Here is a 19,131-nt window from a genome sequence, read left to right as displayed (position 1 = left end):
CTATGATTTTATAAGCCTAACATTTTGTTAAACTTTGCAGAAAACGTGCCACTTTCGAACTTAAATTTTTCTTTACATCTTTTTCAACACTTATTAAATCCCTATTTTTGCAATCTAAAATCGAAAACATGCCGAATAAAAAATATAAAATAGCGGTCATCCAATTGAACTTAAATGATGTTGCCGAAAACAACTTAAAAAAATGTATCAGTTGGGTACGTGATGCTGCGAATCAAGGAGCCGAAGTGATTTCGCTACCAGAATTGTACAGCAGTCATTATTTTTGTCAAAGTGAAGATGTCGAAAATTTCTCGATAGCTGAACCTTTGTATAGTACTTCTTTTATTGCTTTTAGCGAATTAGCCAAAGAACTAGGAGTGGTTATTATTGTTCCTTTCTTCGAAAAAAGAATGGCTGGAATCTACCACAACAGTGCTTACATTATTGACACAGATGGTAGTGAAGCAGGATTGTACCGTAAAATGCACATTCCAGACGACCCTCATTTTTATGAAAAATTCTACTTTACTCCAGGTGACTTAGGATTTAAAACCATTCCAACCAAAAAAGGAAAAATTGGAACACTAATTTGTTGGGACCAATGGTATCCAGAAGCAGCTCGTTTGACGGCTTTACAAGGTGCTGAAGCCTTGTTTTACCCAACTGCTATTGGATGGCATCCACAAGAAAAAGAGCAGTATGGCGAAAACCAATATGGTGCTTGGATGAATGTGATGAAAGGACATGCTGTAGCCAATGGTGTTTATGTAGCAGCTGCCAACCGTATCGGTTTAGAGCAATACATCGAAGGAACAGCGGGAATTGAATTCTGGGGAGCTTCCTTTATTTGTGGACCTCAAGGAGAAATTTTAGCACAAGCCTCACACGATAAAGAAGAGATTTTGATTGCCGAAGTGGATTTAGATTTACAAGAAAATGTACGTCAAAACTGGCCGTTCTTTAGAGACCGACGCATTGATGCCTTTGGAGATATTACGAAAAGAGCAATCGACTAGTAAAAAATTAACTGCAAACTGCGCTAAGGTTTCGCAAAGTTTGGTTAAAACACAAAAGGTTTTTAAAATATAAAATGGACTAAAGCATATTTGCCTTAGTCCATTTTTGTATTTAGATTCTTTTTTTTAGCCACAGATTAAAAAGATTCACAAAGATTTCTTTTTAAAACCTTTGTGTTCTTAGTGTTTCCTTTGTGCTCTTTGCGCCTAAAACCTTAGCGAACTTTGCCGTTAAAAAACTCAACCTTCTTTGCAGTTAATAAAACCTTTGTGTTCTTAGTCTTTTCTTTGTGCTCTTTACACTTAAAACCTTAGCGAACTTTGCGGTTAAAAAACTCAACCTTCTTTGCAGTCAATAAAACCTTTATGTTCTTAGTGTTTCTTTTGTGTTCTTTGCGCTTAAAACCTTAGCGAACTTTGCGGTTAAAAAACTCGCAGTTAAACTTTTACTTCAAGTTAGGCTGGAAAATTTTCACCGCTCCATCCCCTTCACTACTCACTACTAACAAACTTCTTTTTGTTGGTGATTTTGAAGCAGGAATAAACAACAAACCTTCAGGAGCGTCACCTGTTTTGATGCTTTGCAAATATACGGGTGCTGATGGATTCGTAATATCATAAACTACCACTGTATCGGTTCTTTCAAGACCTACAAACAAGATATTTTTGTTCCCCATTTTTGCCACTACAACCGACTCTGGTTCTGAACCTTTATCATCACTACGACCATCATCATAGGTTCCAAAATCATTCGAACGCTTATCCAAATCGTTTTTACTATCAAAAACCAAACTTCCTGTATTACCATTCCAAATCGTAAAAGAACGCGCTCCAAAACTGATTAACTCATCCAAATCACCATCACCGTCTGTATCTCCTTCAGTCGAAATCAGGTTTAATCGTCCCATTTTCTCATCTGCCTTAAAAGTGGCAGCATCAGGAAAAACTGTTGGGTCAAACGTCATTTTAGCCAATCTTTTCACATCGGCATAAGTTCCGTATTCTCTAGCGTCACCTTCGTTGGCTGTAATAAAATAAGGTATTCCATTTACCGCATAACTCGCAATAGCATCTGGCATAAACATTCCTTTTACTTTCCAAGGATTGAAAACAATACTTCCATCTTTATCGCTAATATCAATTCCGTTCGCAACTGAATTAAAATCTTTATAGCCTAATCCAAAAATTGCTGTTATTGTTTTTGAGTTCAAATCTACTTTGGCAACACCATTGTTTTCTTGTAATGTTACCCAAGCCGTTTTGGAATCGGCTGAAATTGTAATGTATTCTGGTTCGATATCTGCAGCAAAACTTTTTGCCGTTTTCGAAATTCTAAAACCTTTGGTTCTTAAGGTAGCCAACTGATTTTCAAAACTCGCAAAAGTCAAAGTCGTAGCCGTATAATTATTGGCAACATCAATAATCGAAATCGAGCCATCAGGGTCAACTGTATAATCAGCATTTGGTTCTCCTTCATTAGCCGACATGATAAATTTTCCATCAGGTGAAAAAGTCACCATATCTGGCAAAGCTCCCACTGTAATTTCTTTAACCAAGCTATTATCCGCCGTGTTAAAAACCACCACTTTACCGTTTCCTTGTTTATTAGTAGTCGATTCAAGCGCCACAGCCAGTTTCCCGCCATAAGTCGCCACACTGTTCGAAGCACCGTTAAAGGTAGCCAAACTAATCGCAGTCAATTTTTTTGGGTTTGTAGGATCCGTCAAATCTACCACATCAATTTGGTTCGTCCCGCTGTTGTTTACTGTAAACAGTTTTTTAGTCGTTTCGTCATACGCACTAATTTCAGCAGCGCCCTCGCCGCCTATCGTGATGCTTCCTATTTCTGCAAACGTAGCCGCATCTTCATTTACTTCCAATTCTTGATTATTGCTCCCGTCAACGCTGTCTTTTTCACAACTCGTTAAAATAAAAAGCGCAGTCAATACTGAAATACCAAAATTTTTCATGTTTGTGTGTGTTTTTTTGTGTTTGGGACAAAAGTAGATTTACACCTTTCATTTTGGATTAACACAGTATTATAAAATCTTTAAGTTGAACACTCATCGTGTTAGCAAATCGTTTCCAAAAATTCTTTAGCGTTAAGCCATTGAAAAATGTGGAAACCAAATAAAATATTTCACAAATAAGATACTACTAATTAGTAGGAGCAGAATGAATCGTAATTTCAATCAACATTGCTCCCGTTATTCGCTATATCTTTATGTTCTTAAAGAAAGAACATAAAGGATGCCGCTACTACCGGGGCTATTTAGCACGATTATTTTTCCATAAGAATGTTTCATAAAAAAACATTGCATTATTATTTATAACTAATTGGTATCCATGAAATATAATCACCTTTTATGATTAAAAAATAACAATACTATCGATATCCTTCAAAAAATGATAAAAAAATCATAACAAATACTATTAGCCTGCTAGTTGCATTTCAATTTTGTAAATTTGGTAGTAAGAACGCTTTATTACCCCAAATTTAACTTATCTACAATATTAAAAATCAACCCTTTTAAATATTTAGATTATGGAAAATTTGTATTTTTTATCAAAAAGACTGATGCTCTTGGCATCTATTTTAGCACTCCTCTCTTGCAGTCAGGAAGAGAAAATCGATAGTGATTATCAAGTGAATTCAACTTCTTCTATATTCGAAAAGATGAAAGTTGAAAAATTAAATGTTTTCAAAGGCCCAGAAGTAACGATTGGATTTGGAAAAGTACGGTCTTGGGTAAGTTTAAATAAAGAAGGTTTCCCTATGGAAATTGGAATCGAAATGACCAAAGAAGCTTTAATGAACCCTGAAAGAGATAAAAAGAAATCACCATTAGGAGCTTCAATGAATACCATTCCACTACACTTAAAAGCTAAACAAGCCACTCCTTTTGACCACATAGGCTTTGACTGGAACCCTGAAGGTCACGAACCACCAGGCATGTTTGATGTACCGCATTTTGATATTCATTTTTATTTGATTTCTTACCAAGACCGAATGAATATACCTGCTTGGTCAGAAAGTACCGATGCCTATTTTAACAACTATCCCCCTGAAGGATATATGCCAGCCGATTATTTTACCCCCCAGGAGCAGACACCGCCGAAGAAAAAATGGGTAAACACTGGTTACCAGGAAACTTCCTCGATTTATTACCTTTTTCTAAAATCATGATTCTAGGAACTTACGATGGTCATTTAACGTTTATTGAACCCATGATTACCACAGAATACCTAATGACTGGTGAAGATTTTAGTATGTCATTTTCACAACCAGACCATTTTGAAAAAGCAGGTAATTATCCAACAAAATACAATATTTACCATGATATGGCAACAGGTAAAATCTATATTACTTTAAGTGATTTTGTGGCTAGAAATTAAAAAATAATACTAAAATGTATCGAGAAGCTTTAATACACACAAAGGTTCTCGATACATTTTATTAAAAAATTCTATCGCATTTTTTATTAAAACACTCGAACTGACGTGAACATAACGTTTATCTAATATAAACTCTCTGTATCTTTCCTTCTCGTCACTTCGAGTGATTTTGATTAGTAATGCGACAGCTTTACTAATCAAAATTGTATCGAGAAATTTTTGAGTATTTGAGCGTTCTAAATACAATTTATTAAAAAATTCTATCGCATTTTTTATTAAAACACTCCAACAGACGAACAACAAAAACAAACATTTTAACTCATCTCAGTACACATAACAATGAAATTTTGTTGTTTTACTGTCGAACTGCATCAATACCCATTTCTCTTGTTTTCATTTTTGAAAAAAGGATCATCAAATGCTGATTTAACTTCACCTTTAGAATTTAGTTGATGAATAACTATTGGGATTGACGAACTTACTCGAACAATTTTTTCTTTATATTGACCAGGTGTCCATTTTGGGAAACGTTCTAAAATCTTCTGAACTTGTGCCGTTAAATTTTTATCACCGTTTTTTACTTTAATATCAGACAAACTTCCATCTTTTTCTACTACAAAATTCACATATATTTTACCATTATAATTTTCTGGAATACTAAAACGTTTTGCAAATTCACCACAATACTTAGCTTTACCCCCTGGAGGTTGAGGTTTAATATCGACTTGCTTTTCAGTGTATATCGTGTCATTTACAGTTTGTGTTTCTGAACTGGCTTGACTCATACCTATTTGAAAAAAGAACAGACAAACTACCACTACTAAATTCTTCATAAATTTGTTTTTATTATTTAATATCGGATTTTTTCGGTTGGTTCTAGCATCATCCCCACACTTTTTTTTTAGTTTCGTACTAAAAAGTATTTTCAAATATAATAAACATTTAGCTACAAGTCCCTCTCCATTAAAAAACATTTTTCCTACAAACACAACTCCCCTAGCCTTGATAGAAGTGGAAAGCCTTGTTGTTGTAAGCCCATTTTTTTCTGGGGATAGGTAGAGCGACCAGAGGAAGCTCCTGCCTGCCCCAAGAAAAAAGGGTTTACGACAATAAGCTTGTAACGGATAGCGAGAATAAGCTCCTGAAATAAATGGAGGATAAATTCTGAAATGCGGTTGTTTTATGGGCTTTGGTTTTTATAATCCTTGCGAATGCTTATATTTGCGGTCATTAAATTTTAGCTTCGTTTATATGACTACTACAAACAGACGTTTTCCTGCTGAATGGGAAAAACAAGAGGGAATTTTACTTTGTTTTCCGCATAATGGAAATGATTGGCCGGGGAAATACGAGGCGATTCAGTGGGCTTTTGTGGAGTTTATTAAAAAAGTAGCGACCTACGAAAAAGTCTTTTTGGTTGTGGCTGACGAAAAACTAAAAGCCAAAGTAAATGATATGCTCGAAAGAGCCCGCGTGAACTTGGAACAAATTCAGTATATTATTCATAAAACCAATAGAAGCTGGATGCGTGATTCGGGACCTATTGTGGTGTATAACAACGGGAAAAGAGAAGGCTTGAACTTTAACTTTAACGGTTGGGCAAAATATAAAAACTTTCAATTAGACAAGCATGTTCCTGCCCTTGTAACAGAGGCTTTGCAAATACCTTTGACACAAGTGACGTACAAAGGAAAACCTGTGATAGTAGAAGGTGGTGCGATTGATGTAAATGGTCGTGGTACGCTTTTGACTTCGGAAGAATGCTTGATGCATCCTGATATTCAGGTGCGAAATCCTGGATTTACAAAGGAAGATTACGAAGCGGTTTTCAAAGAATATTTAGGCGTGACCAATGTGATTTGGCTCGGCGATGGCATCGAAGGCGATGACACTCACGGACATATTGATGATTTGGCTCGTTTCATAAACGAAGACACGATTGTAACCATCGTAGAAACCGACCCTAATGATGCCAACTTTAAACCTTTACAAGACAATTTGAAACGTTTGCAAAACGCCAAACTTGAAAATGGGCAATCGCCTATCATCGTTAGTTTACCAATGCCTAAAAGATTGGATTTTGAGGACTTGCGTTTACCTGCGAGTTATGCTAATTTCTTAATTTTGAACAAATGTGTATTGGTTCCAACATTCAACGATGTGAACGACAGAAAAGCATTGAATATCTTGGCAGAATGTTTCCCTGACCGAGAAATTATAGGCATTAGTGCCATTGATTTAATTTGGGGATTCGGTACACTACATTGTTTGAGTCAACAGATTCCTGCTTAATATAATTCAAAAAAAATACCAGCCGTCCAGCTGGTATTTTTTTTGAGTATACTTAATAAATTTATTTATCTTTTGTAAAAGGTATCTTTTGTCCGTCGTTCAATATCATATCAAATCCAGATAATTCTTCATTGAATTGAAATTTAAGCCCTGCCGATTTAGATTCAAATAAATCTTTTCCAATGGGAACCAAGGTAAACTTAGGATAGCCAGTAATATCAACATTTATAGCACTAAATTTTTCGGTCATCACAATCTTAATTGGTGCTCTAGAATTGCTGTAAGTCCCCAAATATCCATCCAATACAATATCTTTTAGAATGTTACCTGTTGCCACTGACCAAATGTTATTAGACTCATTATAATCTGGAAAAACGTGGTCTGGGTCTAGAATAATACTGTCAATTTCTTGAGTCGTGTTTTCTTTGAATGACCATTGTTTGTTTTTCTGCCAAATCTCAACAGGCAACTTTACTCTTTTTACTTCTCCCGATTTCAATTTAATATCTAAAATCACTGGCAAAGCCATTTGATCAAAATTATCAATAGTGATAATCGCTCCTTTGGCAGGGTCATTCTTAACGTATTTTACGGAACTCACCCCTTGGTCAAAACGCCAATTATTGAAAAACCAAGAACGCCAAAACCATCCTAAATCCTCACCTGAAACATTTTCTATGGTTCTAAAAAAATCTTCTGGACTTGGATGTTTAAAAGCCCATCGCTCAATATAAGTTTGTAAAGCCAAATCAAAACGCTCTTTGCCCAATACTTGTTCTCTCAAAATAGTCAAAGCAGCATTAGGTTTTGCGTATAATAAAACGCCAATATTGGATTCTTTAATATTATCAGGCGCACTCATTACTGGTTCTAAAGTGCTATTGGTATAATAGTCAGCACTTTTATGCAAATCATCTTTCTCGCCTTTAAATTCTCCATTATTGAATTCTTCACCACATAAGTCATTGATAAAGCTATTCAATCCTTCGTCCATCCAGCCATAAAGTCGCTCATTTGAACCTACAATCATAGGAAACCAAGTGTGTCCAAATTCATGATCTGTTACACCCCACAAACGAGCACCTTTTGATTCCCAATTACAAAAAACAATTGCAGGATATTCCATTCCTCCTTCATTTCCTGCTACATTTATTGCCGTAGGATAGGGATACTCGTACCATTTTTTAGAATAATGCTCTATTGATCCCTTAGTATATTCGGTAGATCTTCCCCACGCCTCATTTCCAGAACTTTCAACTGGATAGGTTGACATAGCCAATGATTTTTTCCCACTAGGCAAATTAATTTTAGCAGCATCAACAATAAATGCAGCAGAAGAAGCCCACGAGACATCTCTAGCATTTTTAATTGTAAAACGCCAAGTTTTATAAGAAGCAGAATTTGTTTTGGCCAAAGCTTCCACTTCTTCTTGTGTTCTAATAAAAACCGTTTTGTCACTTAGTTTGGCTTGTGCCAATCTGCTTTGTTCCACAGTCGAATATACCGCTGTAGTGTTTAGCAATTCTCCTGAACATACCACGAAATGATTAACAGGAGCGGTAATTGAAATATCAAAATCTCCGTACTCTAAATAAAACTCACCTGCTCCTAAATAAGGATTGGTATTCCAACCTCTAATATCATCATACACGCACATACGCGGATACCATTGTGCAATAGTAAAAATTTTACCGTTTTTCGTTTCTAAAACACCTGTTCTATCAGACCCCTGATCAGGAGAAATATAAGAGAAATCTATTTTTAGTTTTACCGAACCTCCTTTTGCTTTTACTTCCGAAGATAAAAAAACTTGCATTCGAGTATCTGTAACTAAAAACTTAACTTCCTTTTCAGTTAACTTTCCACCAACAGTTGTAATAGCTGTAACTGACTTTATCTTATGTCCTCCGTCAAAAATTTGCCCATGCGAACCATTACGACTACCCGTAACAGGAACTACAGCCTCACCTCTTGAATCGGATTTAAAAAGATTTTGATCTAAATGCAACCACAAAAATGACAATTTATCTGGACTGTTATTGGTATAATTGATCACTGCAGTACCCGTAATTTCATTCTTTTGCTCGTCTAATTTGGCTGTCAATTGATAATCGGCACGATTTTGCCAATATGCAGCTGTAGGTTGCCCACTTGCTGAACGCGTTAGAGTTGCAGTGTTTGTGTAAAAATTAGAAGCAAACACTTCGTTATAATCATACTTTGATGTAGGTACCGTTGCTTGTTGCGCCAAAGAACTTGAAGCCGCCAGCACTAAAGCCACATAAAACAAGACTGAATATTTAATTCTCTTCATATAAATTCGATTTTGAAAACAAATTAATGAAAAAAAAACGCATGGTTAACTTATATTTGATTTCTATAACTATATTTTAGCTTAATTTTATTATTCCATTACCATCTAAATCATTTTAATTGACAACAATACTTAATAATAACTTTGTTTCTGCAGAAATAAAGTCACTTGGAGCCGAACTAATTTCACTAAAAAACAACACTAACACGGAGTATCTCTGGGAAGGAAATCCTCAATTTTGGGGCAAACACTCACCGGTCCTTTTTCCAATTGTAGGCGCTTTGAAAAATGACACTTACCAATGTGATAGTATTGAATATAACTTATCTAGGCACGGTTTTGCTAGGGAAATGGAATTTGAATTAATCGAAAAAACAGATTCTAAGGCAGTATTTTCCATCCAGTCTACCAAAAATACGCTGTTGAAATATCCATTTGAATTTGAATTACAGATTATCTATACACTTGAGGCAAAGAGTTTAACCATAACATATAAGGTCATCAACCGAAATGATGTTAAAATGCCTTTCTCCATTGGTGCACATCCCGCTTTAGCATTGCCAAATAATTTTGAAAACTATTCTATCCAGTTTAGTGAAAAAGAAACTTTGAATTATCATCTATTAGAAAACAATTTAATAGCTGAAACTACCAAAGAATTGCCTTTGAGTAAACAAAATACTGTTGGCTTAAACTATCAATTATTCGCAAATGACGCATTAATTTTCAAAACAATCCAATCTAAAACCTTGAGTATTTTAGAAAACAACAATCCTATTATAAGAGTACATTACACAGACTTTCCTAGTTTAGGAATTTGGACTGTCCCCGATGCTCCTTTTGTATGTATCGAACCATGGTTAGGATATGCAGATACTGTTGATTGCACAGGTAATATTTTTGAAAAAGAAGGCATTTTAATTTTAGACCCAAAACATACGTTTAAATCACAATTTACCATTGAAATCGTTTAAAATTTCGGTAAGGTCATAATATACAATTCTTCTACTTTTTTTCGAGCCCATTCTGTTTTTCGCAAAAAAGTGAGTGATGATTTCACACTGGGATTTTCACTAAAACATTTTATATTGATTAATTCACTTAAAGTATCAAAGCCATAAAAATTGACTAACTGCTCTACAATGACTTTTAAAGTAATGCCATGTAAGGGATCATTTGAAGTTTGTTTTTCCATTTGACAAATTTAATTCAAATTGGTTAAAAAGTTGTGGACTTTTATTAAATGTTCCTACATTTGCAAACCTATGCTGAAAACTGTTAACATACTTAATAAACGCGCCCGATTTGATTACGAAATAATCAAAAAGTACACTGCTGGAATTGTTTTAGTAGGAACAGAAATTAAATCTATCCGATTAGGGAAAGCCAATATCACCGAAAGTTTTTGTGAATTTAACGGTACAGAACTTTTTGCCATCAACACTTACATTGAAGAATACGCTTTTGGAAACCAATTCAATCACAAAGCACGTAGCGAAAGAAAATTGCTACTCAATAAAAGAGAATTGAAAAACCTAGCTCGTGCAGTGCAGTCCAAAGGACTTACGATTGTTCCCTTGCGCTTATTTACAAACGAAAAAGGTTTAGCCAAATTAGAAATTGGTCTTTGTAGAGGTAAGAAAACCTACGACAAAAGAGAGTCTCTTAAAGAACAAGACACCAAAAGAGATTTAGACCGAATCAAAAAGGCTTATAAATAATTATTTTGCTTTTTGCTGAATTGATTATGGTTCCTATGGTAGGTCGCTCTAAACGGATTCGCAATTAGAAAACACAGATAAAACAGATTCAATAATTTATTAACGACCGTGATTACCTAAATTATTCGCAACAATTCAGGCAATCCTCGACCAAATAATTTAAATCCTTAATTTTTATCTTCTAACAAAGGAACAAATCTAAATTCTCCCAGTTCGTGTTTTTCAAATTGAGTTTCGTTTTTACGAATAAATAAAGTCATTACTTGCACATCGTCTCCAATTGGAATAACAAGACGTCCTCCTATTTTTAATTGTGCCATAAGTGCTTGTGGAACATAAGGTGCTCCAGCCGTGACAATAACACCATCAAATGGTGCAAAACCTGGTAACCCTTTATACCCATCCCCAAAGGTGAGGTGCTTAGGACGAATTCCTAATTTGGGCAAAAGCGCAGAAGTTTGTTTGAACAGTTCATTTTGTCTTTCAATACTAAACACTTTGGCTCCCATCAAACACAAAACCGCTGTTTGATAACCAGAACCGGTTCCTATTTCTAATATTTTATAGTCTTTTTTGATTTCTAACAACTGCGTTTGAAAAGCTACGGTATAAGGTTGCGAAATCGTCTGGCCTGCACCAATTGGAAATGCCTTGTCTTGATAAGCATAATCTTCAAAACTAGAATTCAGAAAAAGGTGTCTTGGTATTTTTCGAATGGCTTCTAAAACATTTTTATCTGTAATTCCTTTTTCTTGCAATACTTTTACTAGCTGATTGCGAAGTCCTTGATGTTTGGCAGTATCTTTCAATGTGAGGTATTTATATTTTGGTAAAAATAGTAAAGAAATTCAAATATTATAGCCCCATTTAATTTAAAAAAATCACCTAATAATTGTATCCAAATGGTGTTCCGTGTTTGTATTTAATTGTTATTTTTGTAGAAATTACATCATTATGCTGAAAATTGGAGTATTAGGTGCCGGTCACCTTGGAAAAATACATTTACGACTTTTACAACAATCTAAAAAATACGAATTGGTTGGTTTTTACGACCCAAATCAAGAACATGCTGAAAAAATCTCTAAGGAATTTGGATACACGCATTTTGATACCATTGCTAAGTTGATTCATGCAGTAGATGTTATTGATATTGTGACTCCAACTCTTTCGCACTACAAATGTGCACGAGCAGCTATCAAGTCGGGCAAACATGTTTTTATCGAAAAACCGATTTCAAACACTGTTGAAGAAGCCGAAGAAATCATTGCTTTAGCTAAAGAATACAACGTTAAAGGACAAGTAGGACATGTGGAGCGTTTTAATCCAGCCTTCATTGCGACCAAAAACATGATCGAAAACCCAATGTTTATTGAAACCCATCGATTAGCTGAATTCAACCCTCGTGGGACAGATGTTCCTGTCGTTTTAGACTTGATGATACATGATATTGATGCGATATTGAGCGTTGTAAAATCACCCGTAAAAAACGTTTCCGCAAGTGGCGTTTCAGTTATCAGTGAAACACCTGATATTGCTAATGCCCGTTTGGAATTTGAAAATGGCTGTGTAGCCAACTTAACAGCCAGTCGTATTTCATTAAAAAACATGCGCAAAAGTCGCTTTTTCCAAAAAGACGCTTATATCTCGGTAGATTTCTTAGAGAAAAAATGTGAAGTAGTTAAAATGAAAGATGCACCTGAAGTTCCTGGTGATTTTGATATGATTTTACAAAATGCCGAAGGCGTAAAAAAACAAATCTATTTTTCGAATCCAGATGTTAGTCAGAATAACGCTATTTTAGACGAATTAGAAACTTTTGCTGATGCCATCAACAACAATACAGAACCTATTGTCACCCTTGATCAAGCAACGGAAGCACTTAGAATTGCATACCAAATTATTGATTGTTTCAAGAAATAATATTTAAAATTTAATGTGAAGTTTAAGGTTTAAGGTTACTATATGTGCTTTAAACTTTAAACTTTTTCAACTTTAAACAAAAAACGAATGAAAACAATAGCGGTTATTGGAGCTGGAACGATGGGTAATGGCATCGCACATACTTTTGCTCAACATGGTTTTGTAGTGAAATTAATAGATGTGTCTGAAAAAGCATTGGACAAAGCCATGAATACTATTGCCCACAATTTGAACCGAATGGCAGCCAAAGGCACCATTACTTCTGATATTTTTGCAAAAACAATCACCAATATTATCACCTATACCGACTTGAAAGATGGTGTAACTGGAGTTGATTTTGTGATTGAAGCGGCAACTGAAAACTTAGAATTAAAACTGTCTCTTTTCAAGCAATTAAACGATCTATGTCCTCATAACACTATTTTTGCAACCAATACTTCTTCGATTTCAATTACACAAATAGCAGCTGCGGTAGCACATCCAGAACGTGTGATAGGCATGCATTTCATGAACCCTGTACCGTTAATGCCATTAGTAGAAGTAATCAAAGGATACAACACCAGTGAGGAAGTAATTCAAATCACTTTGGCTTTGGCACAAAAATTAGAAAAAAATCCTGTCACCGTAAAGGACTACCCTGGCTTTGTTGCTAACAGAATTTTAATGCCCATGATTAACGAGGCCATCGAAACACTTTATAATCAATTAGCAGGTGTTGCCGAAATTGATGCGGTAATGAAATTAGGCATGAGCCACCCAATGGGACCTTTACAGTTAGCTGATTTCATAGGTTTGGACGTTTGCCTATCCATTTTAAACGTGATGCACGATGGTTTTAAAAATCCAAAATACGCTCCTTGTCCACTACTTGTAAATATGGTCAATGCCAAAAAACTTGGGGTAAAATCTGGAGAAGGTTTTTATGATTACAGTGAAAACAAAAAAGGAGAAAAAGTCGCCCAACAGTTTTCTAAATAGTTTTTTTTCAGGAACACTGATTGTATAAATAAAAGAAATAAAAAAAAGAAATTTTAATTGGATTCAATTTGTAAAATTCACTAAGTAAGTTACCTTTTTACAAAATCTAATTTTGGAAATTTTCGTAATTTGTGGTTAAACAAAAAAAGCAGTACGTAAATCGAAGTTTTTACTAGAACGCAAATTGGAGAAATTATTTCTTGATAAAAATCAAAAAAACAAAACATGACAATAGCCGAAAATCTTCAACATATAAAAACCTCATTACCTGAAACTGTTACATTAGTTGCTGTCTCTAAAACAAAACCCATAAGCGATCTAACTCAAGCGTATGAAGCAGGTCAACGTGTTTTTGGAGAAAATAAAATCCAAGAAATGGCCGATAAGTGGGAACAAATGCCAAAGGATATTCAGTGGCACATGATTGGACATGTTCAAACCAATAAAGTCAAATACATGGCTCCATTTGTGAGTTTGATTCACGGTGTGGACAGCTTGAAATTACTTCAAGAAATAAACAAACAAGCCACCAAGTATAACCGAGTGATTGATTGCCTACTCCAATTACACATCGCTGAGGAAGAGACAAAATTTGGTTTAGACGAAAAAGAATTAAACGAACTGATCACTGCACCAGAATTTGCAGCCATGCAAAATATCCAAATTCTAGGCGTGATGGGAATGGCAACTTTTACAGACAATCAAGAGCAAATCAAAAAAGAATTCAAACACTTAAAGTCCATTTTTGACCATTTAAAATCCAAAAATCCTGCAAATTCTAATCTTACAACCATTTCTATGGGAATGTCTGGTGATTATCAATTAGCAATTGACTGCGGCAGTACTATGGTTCGAATAGGAAGTAGTATATTTGGAGGACGCTAAAGAAAAAGCAAATAATAATCCATTTTTTAGTTATAAAAATCAATTTAAAAAGTATTAGAAATGGACAATCCCGAACAAAGATTTCCTAAAATATTCGATTTTGATGATCGTTTGATTAGATTTGCTGGAGAAAGTATACTTTTTAGTCGCAAACTAGACAAGACTTTTGAAAATGATTATAACAAAAACCAATTAATTCATTTCTCTGGAAGTGCATCTTTAAATTATGGAGAAGCTCAAGGAACTATCACTGACAAAGATTTTGTTTTTAAAATTTCGTTAAGTGTTAAAGGACTAAAAGAATCACGGAATTCTTTAAAATCCTTGATTATAATAAAGTTGGGAGTGAACAAGAGAGAACTGATTTACTAATTGAAGTTGAACAATTAATTGCCATAGCTTCAAAAATGATTATTAACTGACTGTAAAAAAAAATCAAAAAATCAATTACAATACTTAAATGCTGAGGTTTGAATTTGACTTTTGAAATTTGACTTTTGAAAATGTACGCAATACTAGACATAGAAACCACTGGAGGACAATTCAACGAAGAAGGAATTACAGAGATTGCTATCTATAAATTTGATGGACACGAAATTGTAGATCAGTTTATCAGTTTGGTCAATCCTGAAATACCCATTCAGCCTTTTGTGGTACAACTAACAGGGATAAACAACGCCATGTTGCGTTCGGCACCTAAATTTCATGAAGTTGCCAAACGCATTGTAGAAATGACCGCTGACTGTGTTGTAGTGGCTCATAATGCTAGTTTTGACTATCGTATTTTAAGAACTGAATTTCGACGTTTAGGATATGATTTTCAATCTCATACCATTTGTACAGTCGATTTAGCTAAAAAATTGATACCTGAACAACCTTCCTATAGTTTAGGAAAACTAGTTCGCGCACTAGGGATTCCAGTAACTGACAGACATCGTGCTAGTGGTGATGCATTAGCAACAGTAAAATTGTTTAAAATGTTACTGGAAAAAGATATCGAAAAAACAATCGTAAAAGATTTTATCAAACTCGAAATAGAAAAAGGAATCTCCCCTAAACTGCAAGACATCATTAATAAAATACCTGCGAAAACAGGCGTTTTCTACATTCACAATCAAGCAGGAAACATTATCCACATTGGTAGAAGTAGAAATATCAAAAAACGTGTCAATCAAATTTTCACGGGCATTACTAAAACAGCCAAAAAAATTCAAAAAGACGTTTACGAAGTCACTTACGAAGAGACAGGTAACGAATTGATTTCGATATTAAAAGAAGCTGAAGCGATTAAAATCAATCGTCCTGTACACAACCGAATCCCAAGAAAACATAGCCTACCTTGGTCTGTTTATACTGAAAAAGATCGTAATGGCTACTTAAATTTAAAGCTTCAAAAAACAGACGGACGCAAAAAAGAAATCAATTCATACAATAATGAAATTGATGGAAAAAACGCTCTTTTTCGTATTACTGACGACTATCAATTATGTCAAAAACTAACAGGCTTATACCCTACTAAATCTAGTTGCTTTAAGTACAAAATTAAGGAATGTGACGGTGCATGTCTTGGCGAAGTAACCACGGCGGAATACAACGAACGTGTCCTGAAATATATCGAAAAGAATAATTTTGACAACACAAATATGGTCATTGTTGATCGAGGAAGAACAGTCAGTGAACGTTCTGCCGTTTTGATTGAAAATGGTCAATTGAAAGGTTATGCTTTTTTTGACTTAAACTATCAAATTACAAATATTGATATCCTCAAGAATATCTTGATTCCGATGCCTTCAAATCGTGACACCAAGCACATTCTACAAACTTACCTTAAGAAAAACAAGGGGCAGAAAATCATAAAATTTTAGCTTATGCGATACATCAAGTCAAAATACGACCTATTCAAACAGCACGCTTACATCATAATCTACGGTACAAGTACCAAGGCTGGGCGAATTTTTGACTTTGTTTTACTAGGGTTAATTCTTTTGAGTGTCCTTTTGGTGATGATGGAAACCGTTGCCGATTTCAATTTCAAATACCATTTTGAACTCGTTTTTTTGGAATGGGTTATCACTGTTTTTTTTACCATAGAATATGCTATGCGTATTTTCAGCATCAACAAACCCTGGCGATACATCTTTAGTTTTTATGGAATAATCGACTTTTTAGCCATTTTACCCATGTACCTAACCTTTGTTTTAGCTGGCTCTAATATCTTTACTGTGGTACGCTCCTTACGACTTTTGAGACTTTTCAAAATATTAAATCATCCAAAATTCCACAGCCAATCTATTCAACTCAAACAAGCTATCAATGCAAGCCGTGGTAAAATCGTCGTTTTCATCTACTTTGTACTCATCATCACCATTCTGATTGGCTCAATTATGTACGTTGTTGAAGGTAGTCAAAGTGGTTTTACGTCCATACCTGCAGGGATTTACTGGACCATCGTTACCTTAACAACAGTAGGTTATGGAGACATTTCCCCAGTAACACCTTTGGGACAATTCATCGCTTCACTCGTCATGATTTTGGGTTATGGTATCATCGCTGTACCAACGGGAATAGTTACTGCTGAAATTGCTCGATCGCATCAAAAGACCTTTGCACATCCTGAAACACCTTGCCCTGGATGTGGAACAGACGATTACCCAAACAATTCCCGTTTTTGCCATAAATGCGGACATTCGTTAGATAAATAGTATTATTGAAGCTATCTCCAGTCCAAAAGAATCGTGACTGAGCTAAACTAAAAAACATGAAATACCTAATTACCATTATCGGCCCTACAGCCATTGGCAAAACAGCCTTGAGTATTCAATTGGCTAATTATTTTCAATGCGATATTGTTTCCTGCGATAGTCGCCAGTTTTTCAAAGAAATGGCAATAGGAACTGCTGTTCCTAATGAAAAGGAATTAGCCGCAGCAACACACCATTTCATCCAAAACAAATCTATTTTTGAAAACTACACTGTGGGTGATTATGAAAAAGAAGCCATCGCCACCATTGAAAAATTATTCAAGTCAAATGATTATGTAGTATTTGTAGGTGGCTCCGGTTTATACGTGAACGCTGTTCTAAAAGGATTTGATGAATTTCCAGAAATAGATTCCTCCATCCGAACTTCTGTCAATGAAAAATATGAAAAACTAGGAATTGGCTATTTACAAGAACAATTAAAAACATTAGACCCTAAATACCACGAAACCATCACTGCTGAAAATCCGCAAACACTATTGAATCCACAACGAATGATGCGATTTGTTGAAGTTTGCATTGGGACAGGAAAACCCTATTCTTCTTTTTTGAATCAAAAAAAAAACAACCGCTCCTTCAATCCTATCCTCATCGGACTTGAGGCTGAACGCAGTTTGATGTACAACCGTATTAATCAACGAGTGGACATAATGATGAACGAAGGACTTTTAGAAGAGGCTAAAAACCTCTATACTCACAAAGACTTAAACGCTTTACAAACTGTAGGTTACAGAGAATTGTTCCAGTACTTTGATAAAGAAATAAAATTAGATTTTGCCATAGAAGAAATCAAGAAAAACACCCGTCGTTTTGCCAAACGTCAACTCACTTGGTTCAAGCGAGATGAAAATACAAAATGGTTCGACTTTCAAACACCAACACACAAAATTATCGATTACATTAAAAGTAAAATTGAGAACAATAAGAAACTGCAATAATTAAAATAGTTTAGTGTTTATAGCTGTAACTAAAAGTGCGTGTAATTTTATATTTAAACTCTTGCTTTTTCCTATTTTTGCATCAAACCATGTCATAAACTGAAAACTAACAACCACAAATCGAATATTATTTAAAAATGCCACTAGCTCCTAATTTCACCTCTGTATTACACAAAGAATTCGAAATCAACTTTACACAATGCCTTCCTTCTGGCTGTTTAAAATATACCGAATTATGTAATTTACTACAGCTTACGGCAGCTATGCACGCTGATTTAGGAGGCATTAGTTTTAGTGATATGCAGGAATTCAACCAGGCCTGGGTTTTGAGCCGCATGCGTGTTGAAATCAAATCTTTGCCGCAATGGAAAGACACTGTAACGGTCAAAACTTGGATTAACACCTTAGAAAATTCCCGTTCAGTAAGAGCCCTAGAAATCCATCTCAATGGTGAAAAAATCATTGGATGTGAAACCTTTTGGGCAGTATTCAATACCGAAAAACGACGTCCTGAACCACTTGCTTTAGACCACGAACATTTTCAGCTTTTTCCTGATTTAAAAGCCACCGAGGAAAGCTTTTCAAAAATTGTCATCAATCCCGAAAAAGAAGAGGTTTTTGGTAAAACTGTCATCCTTTCCGACTTGGATATAGTCAATCATGTCAATCATGTCAAATACCTCGAATGGTGTATGGATGTAGTTGATGAAAACATTATTTTAAAGCAAAAAATAAAGAGTTTTGAAATGAACTTTATGAAAGAACTTTCCTTACGCGACCAAGTAGTCATCCATGAAAACATCGGTGAAGATTCAATCGTTTTTAGCATTACTAAGGAAGATAAAAACTGTTTTGCGCTAAAATTGAATTTGGTGTAAAACTGTATTTTTTTTTAGAAATTCCATAATATTT

Annotated in this window: 19 protein-coding genes; 14 read left to right on the top strand and 5 right to left on the bottom strand. The window is 35.0% G+C overall.

Features of this window, described 5'->3' with window-relative positions:
- Positions 1-128 precede the first annotated feature (128 nt).
- Positions 129-1,016: a carbon-nitrogen hydrolase gene (locus ACNH59_RS11495; RefSeq protein ID WP_418262683.1), complete on the top strand. Its 888-nt coding sequence runs from the start codon at positions 129-131 to the stop codon at positions 1,014-1,016.
- A gap of 446 nt (positions 1,017-1,462) precedes the next feature.
- Here the strand turns inward: ACNH59_RS11495 and ACNH59_RS11490 are convergent, their stop codons facing one another.
- Positions 1,463-2,986 carry a choice-of-anchor I family protein gene (locus tag ACNH59_RS11490; RefSeq protein ID WP_418262682.1) on the bottom strand — a complete coding sequence of 508 codons (1,524 nt, stop codon included), beginning with the start codon at positions 2,984-2,986 and terminating at the stop codon, positions 1,463-1,465.
- A gap of 575 nt (positions 2,987-3,561) precedes the next feature.
- Here ACNH59_RS11490 and ACNH59_RS11485 point away from each other — a divergent pair.
- Both ACNH59_RS11485 and ACNH59_RS11480 read left to right on the top strand, forming a co-directional pair.
- A complete protein-coding gene (locus tag ACNH59_RS11485) occupies positions 3,562-4,203 on the top strand; it encodes a DUF5602 domain-containing protein (protein WP_418262681.1) in 642 nt (213 codons plus the stop codon).
- Positions 4,200-4,412 (top strand): hypothetical protein, encoded by a 213-nt coding sequence (locus ACNH59_RS11480; protein WP_418262680.1) that lies wholly within the window; start codon positions 4,200-4,202, stop codon positions 4,410-4,412. The genes ACNH59_RS11485 and ACNH59_RS11480 overlap by 4 nt, the downstream gene beginning before the upstream one ends.
- Before the next feature lie 371 nt (positions 4,413-4,783).
- Here the strand turns inward: ACNH59_RS11480 and ACNH59_RS11475 are convergent, their stop codons facing one another.
- Entirely contained in the window at positions 4,784-5,245 is a 462-nt protein-coding gene (locus ACNH59_RS11475) for an energy transducer TonB (RefSeq protein WP_418262679.1), read from the bottom strand.
- Positions 5,246-5,663: 418 nt separating this feature from the next.
- Here ACNH59_RS11475 and ACNH59_RS11470 point away from each other — a divergent pair, with 418 nt between their 5' ends.
- The gene (locus ACNH59_RS11470; RefSeq protein ID WP_418262678.1) at positions 5,664-6,704 is read left to right on the top strand and encodes an agmatine deiminase family protein; all 1,041 of its coding nucleotides are present in this window, start codon (positions 5,664-5,666) and stop codon (positions 6,702-6,704) included.
- Between the two features lie 61 nt (positions 6,705-6,765).
- Here ACNH59_RS11470 and ACNH59_RS11465 read toward each other — a convergent pair whose 3' ends face one another.
- Positions 6,766-9,018, bottom strand: coding sequence for a M1 family metallopeptidase (locus tag ACNH59_RS11465; RefSeq protein ID WP_418262677.1), 2,253 nt, complete (start codon positions 9,016-9,018; stop codon positions 6,766-6,768).
- 119 nt (positions 9,019-9,137) lie between these two features.
- Here ACNH59_RS11465 and ACNH59_RS11460 point away from each other — a divergent pair, with 119 nt between their 5' ends.
- Complete coding sequence (locus ACNH59_RS11460; RefSeq protein WP_418262676.1) at positions 9,138-9,992, top strand: aldose 1-epimerase family protein; 855 nt, start codon at positions 9,138-9,140, stop codon at positions 9,990-9,992.
- Here the strand turns inward: ACNH59_RS11460 and ACNH59_RS11455 are convergent.
- On the bottom strand, positions 9,989-10,213 hold the full coding sequence (locus ACNH59_RS11455) for a VF530 family DNA-binding protein (RefSeq protein ID WP_418262675.1): 225 nt from the start codon (positions 10,211-10,213) through the stop codon (positions 9,989-9,991). The genes ACNH59_RS11460 and ACNH59_RS11455 overlap by 4 nt on opposite strands.
- Positions 10,214-10,283: 70 nt before the next feature.
- On the opposite strand from ACNH59_RS11455, the gene smpB reads away from it, so the two are divergent.
- Positions 10,284-10,739, top strand: coding sequence for an SsrA-binding protein SmpB (smpB, locus tag ACNH59_RS11450; RefSeq protein ID WP_418262674.1), 456 nt, complete (start codon positions 10,284-10,286; stop codon positions 10,737-10,739).
- Positions 10,740-10,906: 167 nt separating this feature from the next.
- Here the strand turns inward: smpB and ACNH59_RS11445 are convergent, their stop codons facing one another.
- Positions 10,907-11,548: a protein-L-isoaspartate(D-aspartate) O-methyltransferase gene (locus ACNH59_RS11445; protein WP_418262673.1), complete on the bottom strand. Its 642-nt coding sequence runs from the start codon at positions 11,546-11,548 to the stop codon at positions 10,907-10,909.
- Positions 11,549-11,693: 145 nt separating this feature from the next.
- Between ACNH59_RS11445 and ACNH59_RS11440 the strand changes: the two genes are divergently transcribed.
- From ACNH59_RS11440 to ACNH59_RS11405, 8 genes are all read left to right on the top strand, one after another.
- On the top strand, positions 11,694-12,659 hold the full coding sequence (locus ACNH59_RS11440; RefSeq protein WP_418262672.1) for a Gfo/Idh/MocA family protein: 966 nt from the start codon (positions 11,694-11,696) through the stop codon (positions 12,657-12,659).
- Positions 12,660-12,746: 87 nt separating this feature from the next.
- Positions 12,747-13,637, top strand: coding sequence for a 3-hydroxyacyl-CoA dehydrogenase family protein (locus tag ACNH59_RS11435; RefSeq protein ID WP_418262671.1), 891 nt, complete (start codon positions 12,747-12,749; stop codon positions 13,635-13,637).
- A gap of 225 nt (positions 13,638-13,862) precedes the next feature.
- The gene (locus tag ACNH59_RS11430) at positions 13,863-14,522 is read left to right on the top strand and encodes a YggS family pyridoxal phosphate-dependent enzyme (protein ID WP_418262670.1); all 660 of its coding nucleotides are present in this window, start codon (positions 13,863-13,865) and stop codon (positions 14,520-14,522) included.
- Between the two features lie 60 nt (positions 14,523-14,582).
- Positions 14,583-14,894 carry a four helix bundle protein gene (locus ACNH59_RS11425; RefSeq protein WP_418262669.1) on the top strand — a complete coding sequence of 104 codons (312 nt, stop codon included), beginning with the start codon at positions 14,583-14,585 and terminating at the stop codon, positions 14,892-14,894.
- A gap of 131 nt (positions 14,895-15,025) precedes the next feature.
- The gene (locus tag ACNH59_RS11420; protein WP_418262668.1) at positions 15,026-16,387 is read left to right on the top strand and encodes an exonuclease domain-containing protein; all 1,362 of its coding nucleotides are present in this window, start codon (positions 15,026-15,028) and stop codon (positions 16,385-16,387) included.
- A gap of 3 nt (positions 16,388-16,390) precedes the next feature.
- Positions 16,391-17,224: an ion transporter gene (locus ACNH59_RS11415; protein WP_418262667.1), complete on the top strand. Its 834-nt coding sequence runs from the start codon at positions 16,391-16,393 to the stop codon at positions 17,222-17,224.
- A 56-nt stretch (positions 17,225-17,280) separates the two neighbouring features.
- Positions 17,281-18,219, top strand: a complete 939-nt coding sequence (miaA, locus tag ACNH59_RS11410) for a tRNA (adenosine(37)-N6)-dimethylallyltransferase MiaA (protein WP_418262666.1) — start codon at positions 17,281-17,283, stop codon at positions 18,217-18,219.
- Positions 18,220-18,356: 137 nt separating this feature from the next.
- Positions 18,357-19,097: an acyl-[acyl-carrier-protein] thioesterase gene (locus tag ACNH59_RS11405; protein ID WP_418262665.1), complete on the top strand. Its 741-nt coding sequence runs from the start codon at positions 18,357-18,359 to the stop codon at positions 19,095-19,097.
- Positions 19,098-19,131: the final 34 nt, after the last annotated feature.

It is taken from the genome of Flavobacterium faecale, from assembly GCF_048320115.1.
GTDB lineage: Bacteria > Bacteroidota > Bacteroidia > Flavobacteriales > Flavobacteriaceae > Flavobacterium > Flavobacterium faecale_A.
The sequence above is the reverse complement of the archived record's forward strand: the minus strand, read 5'-3'. Positions and strand labels throughout refer to the sequence as shown.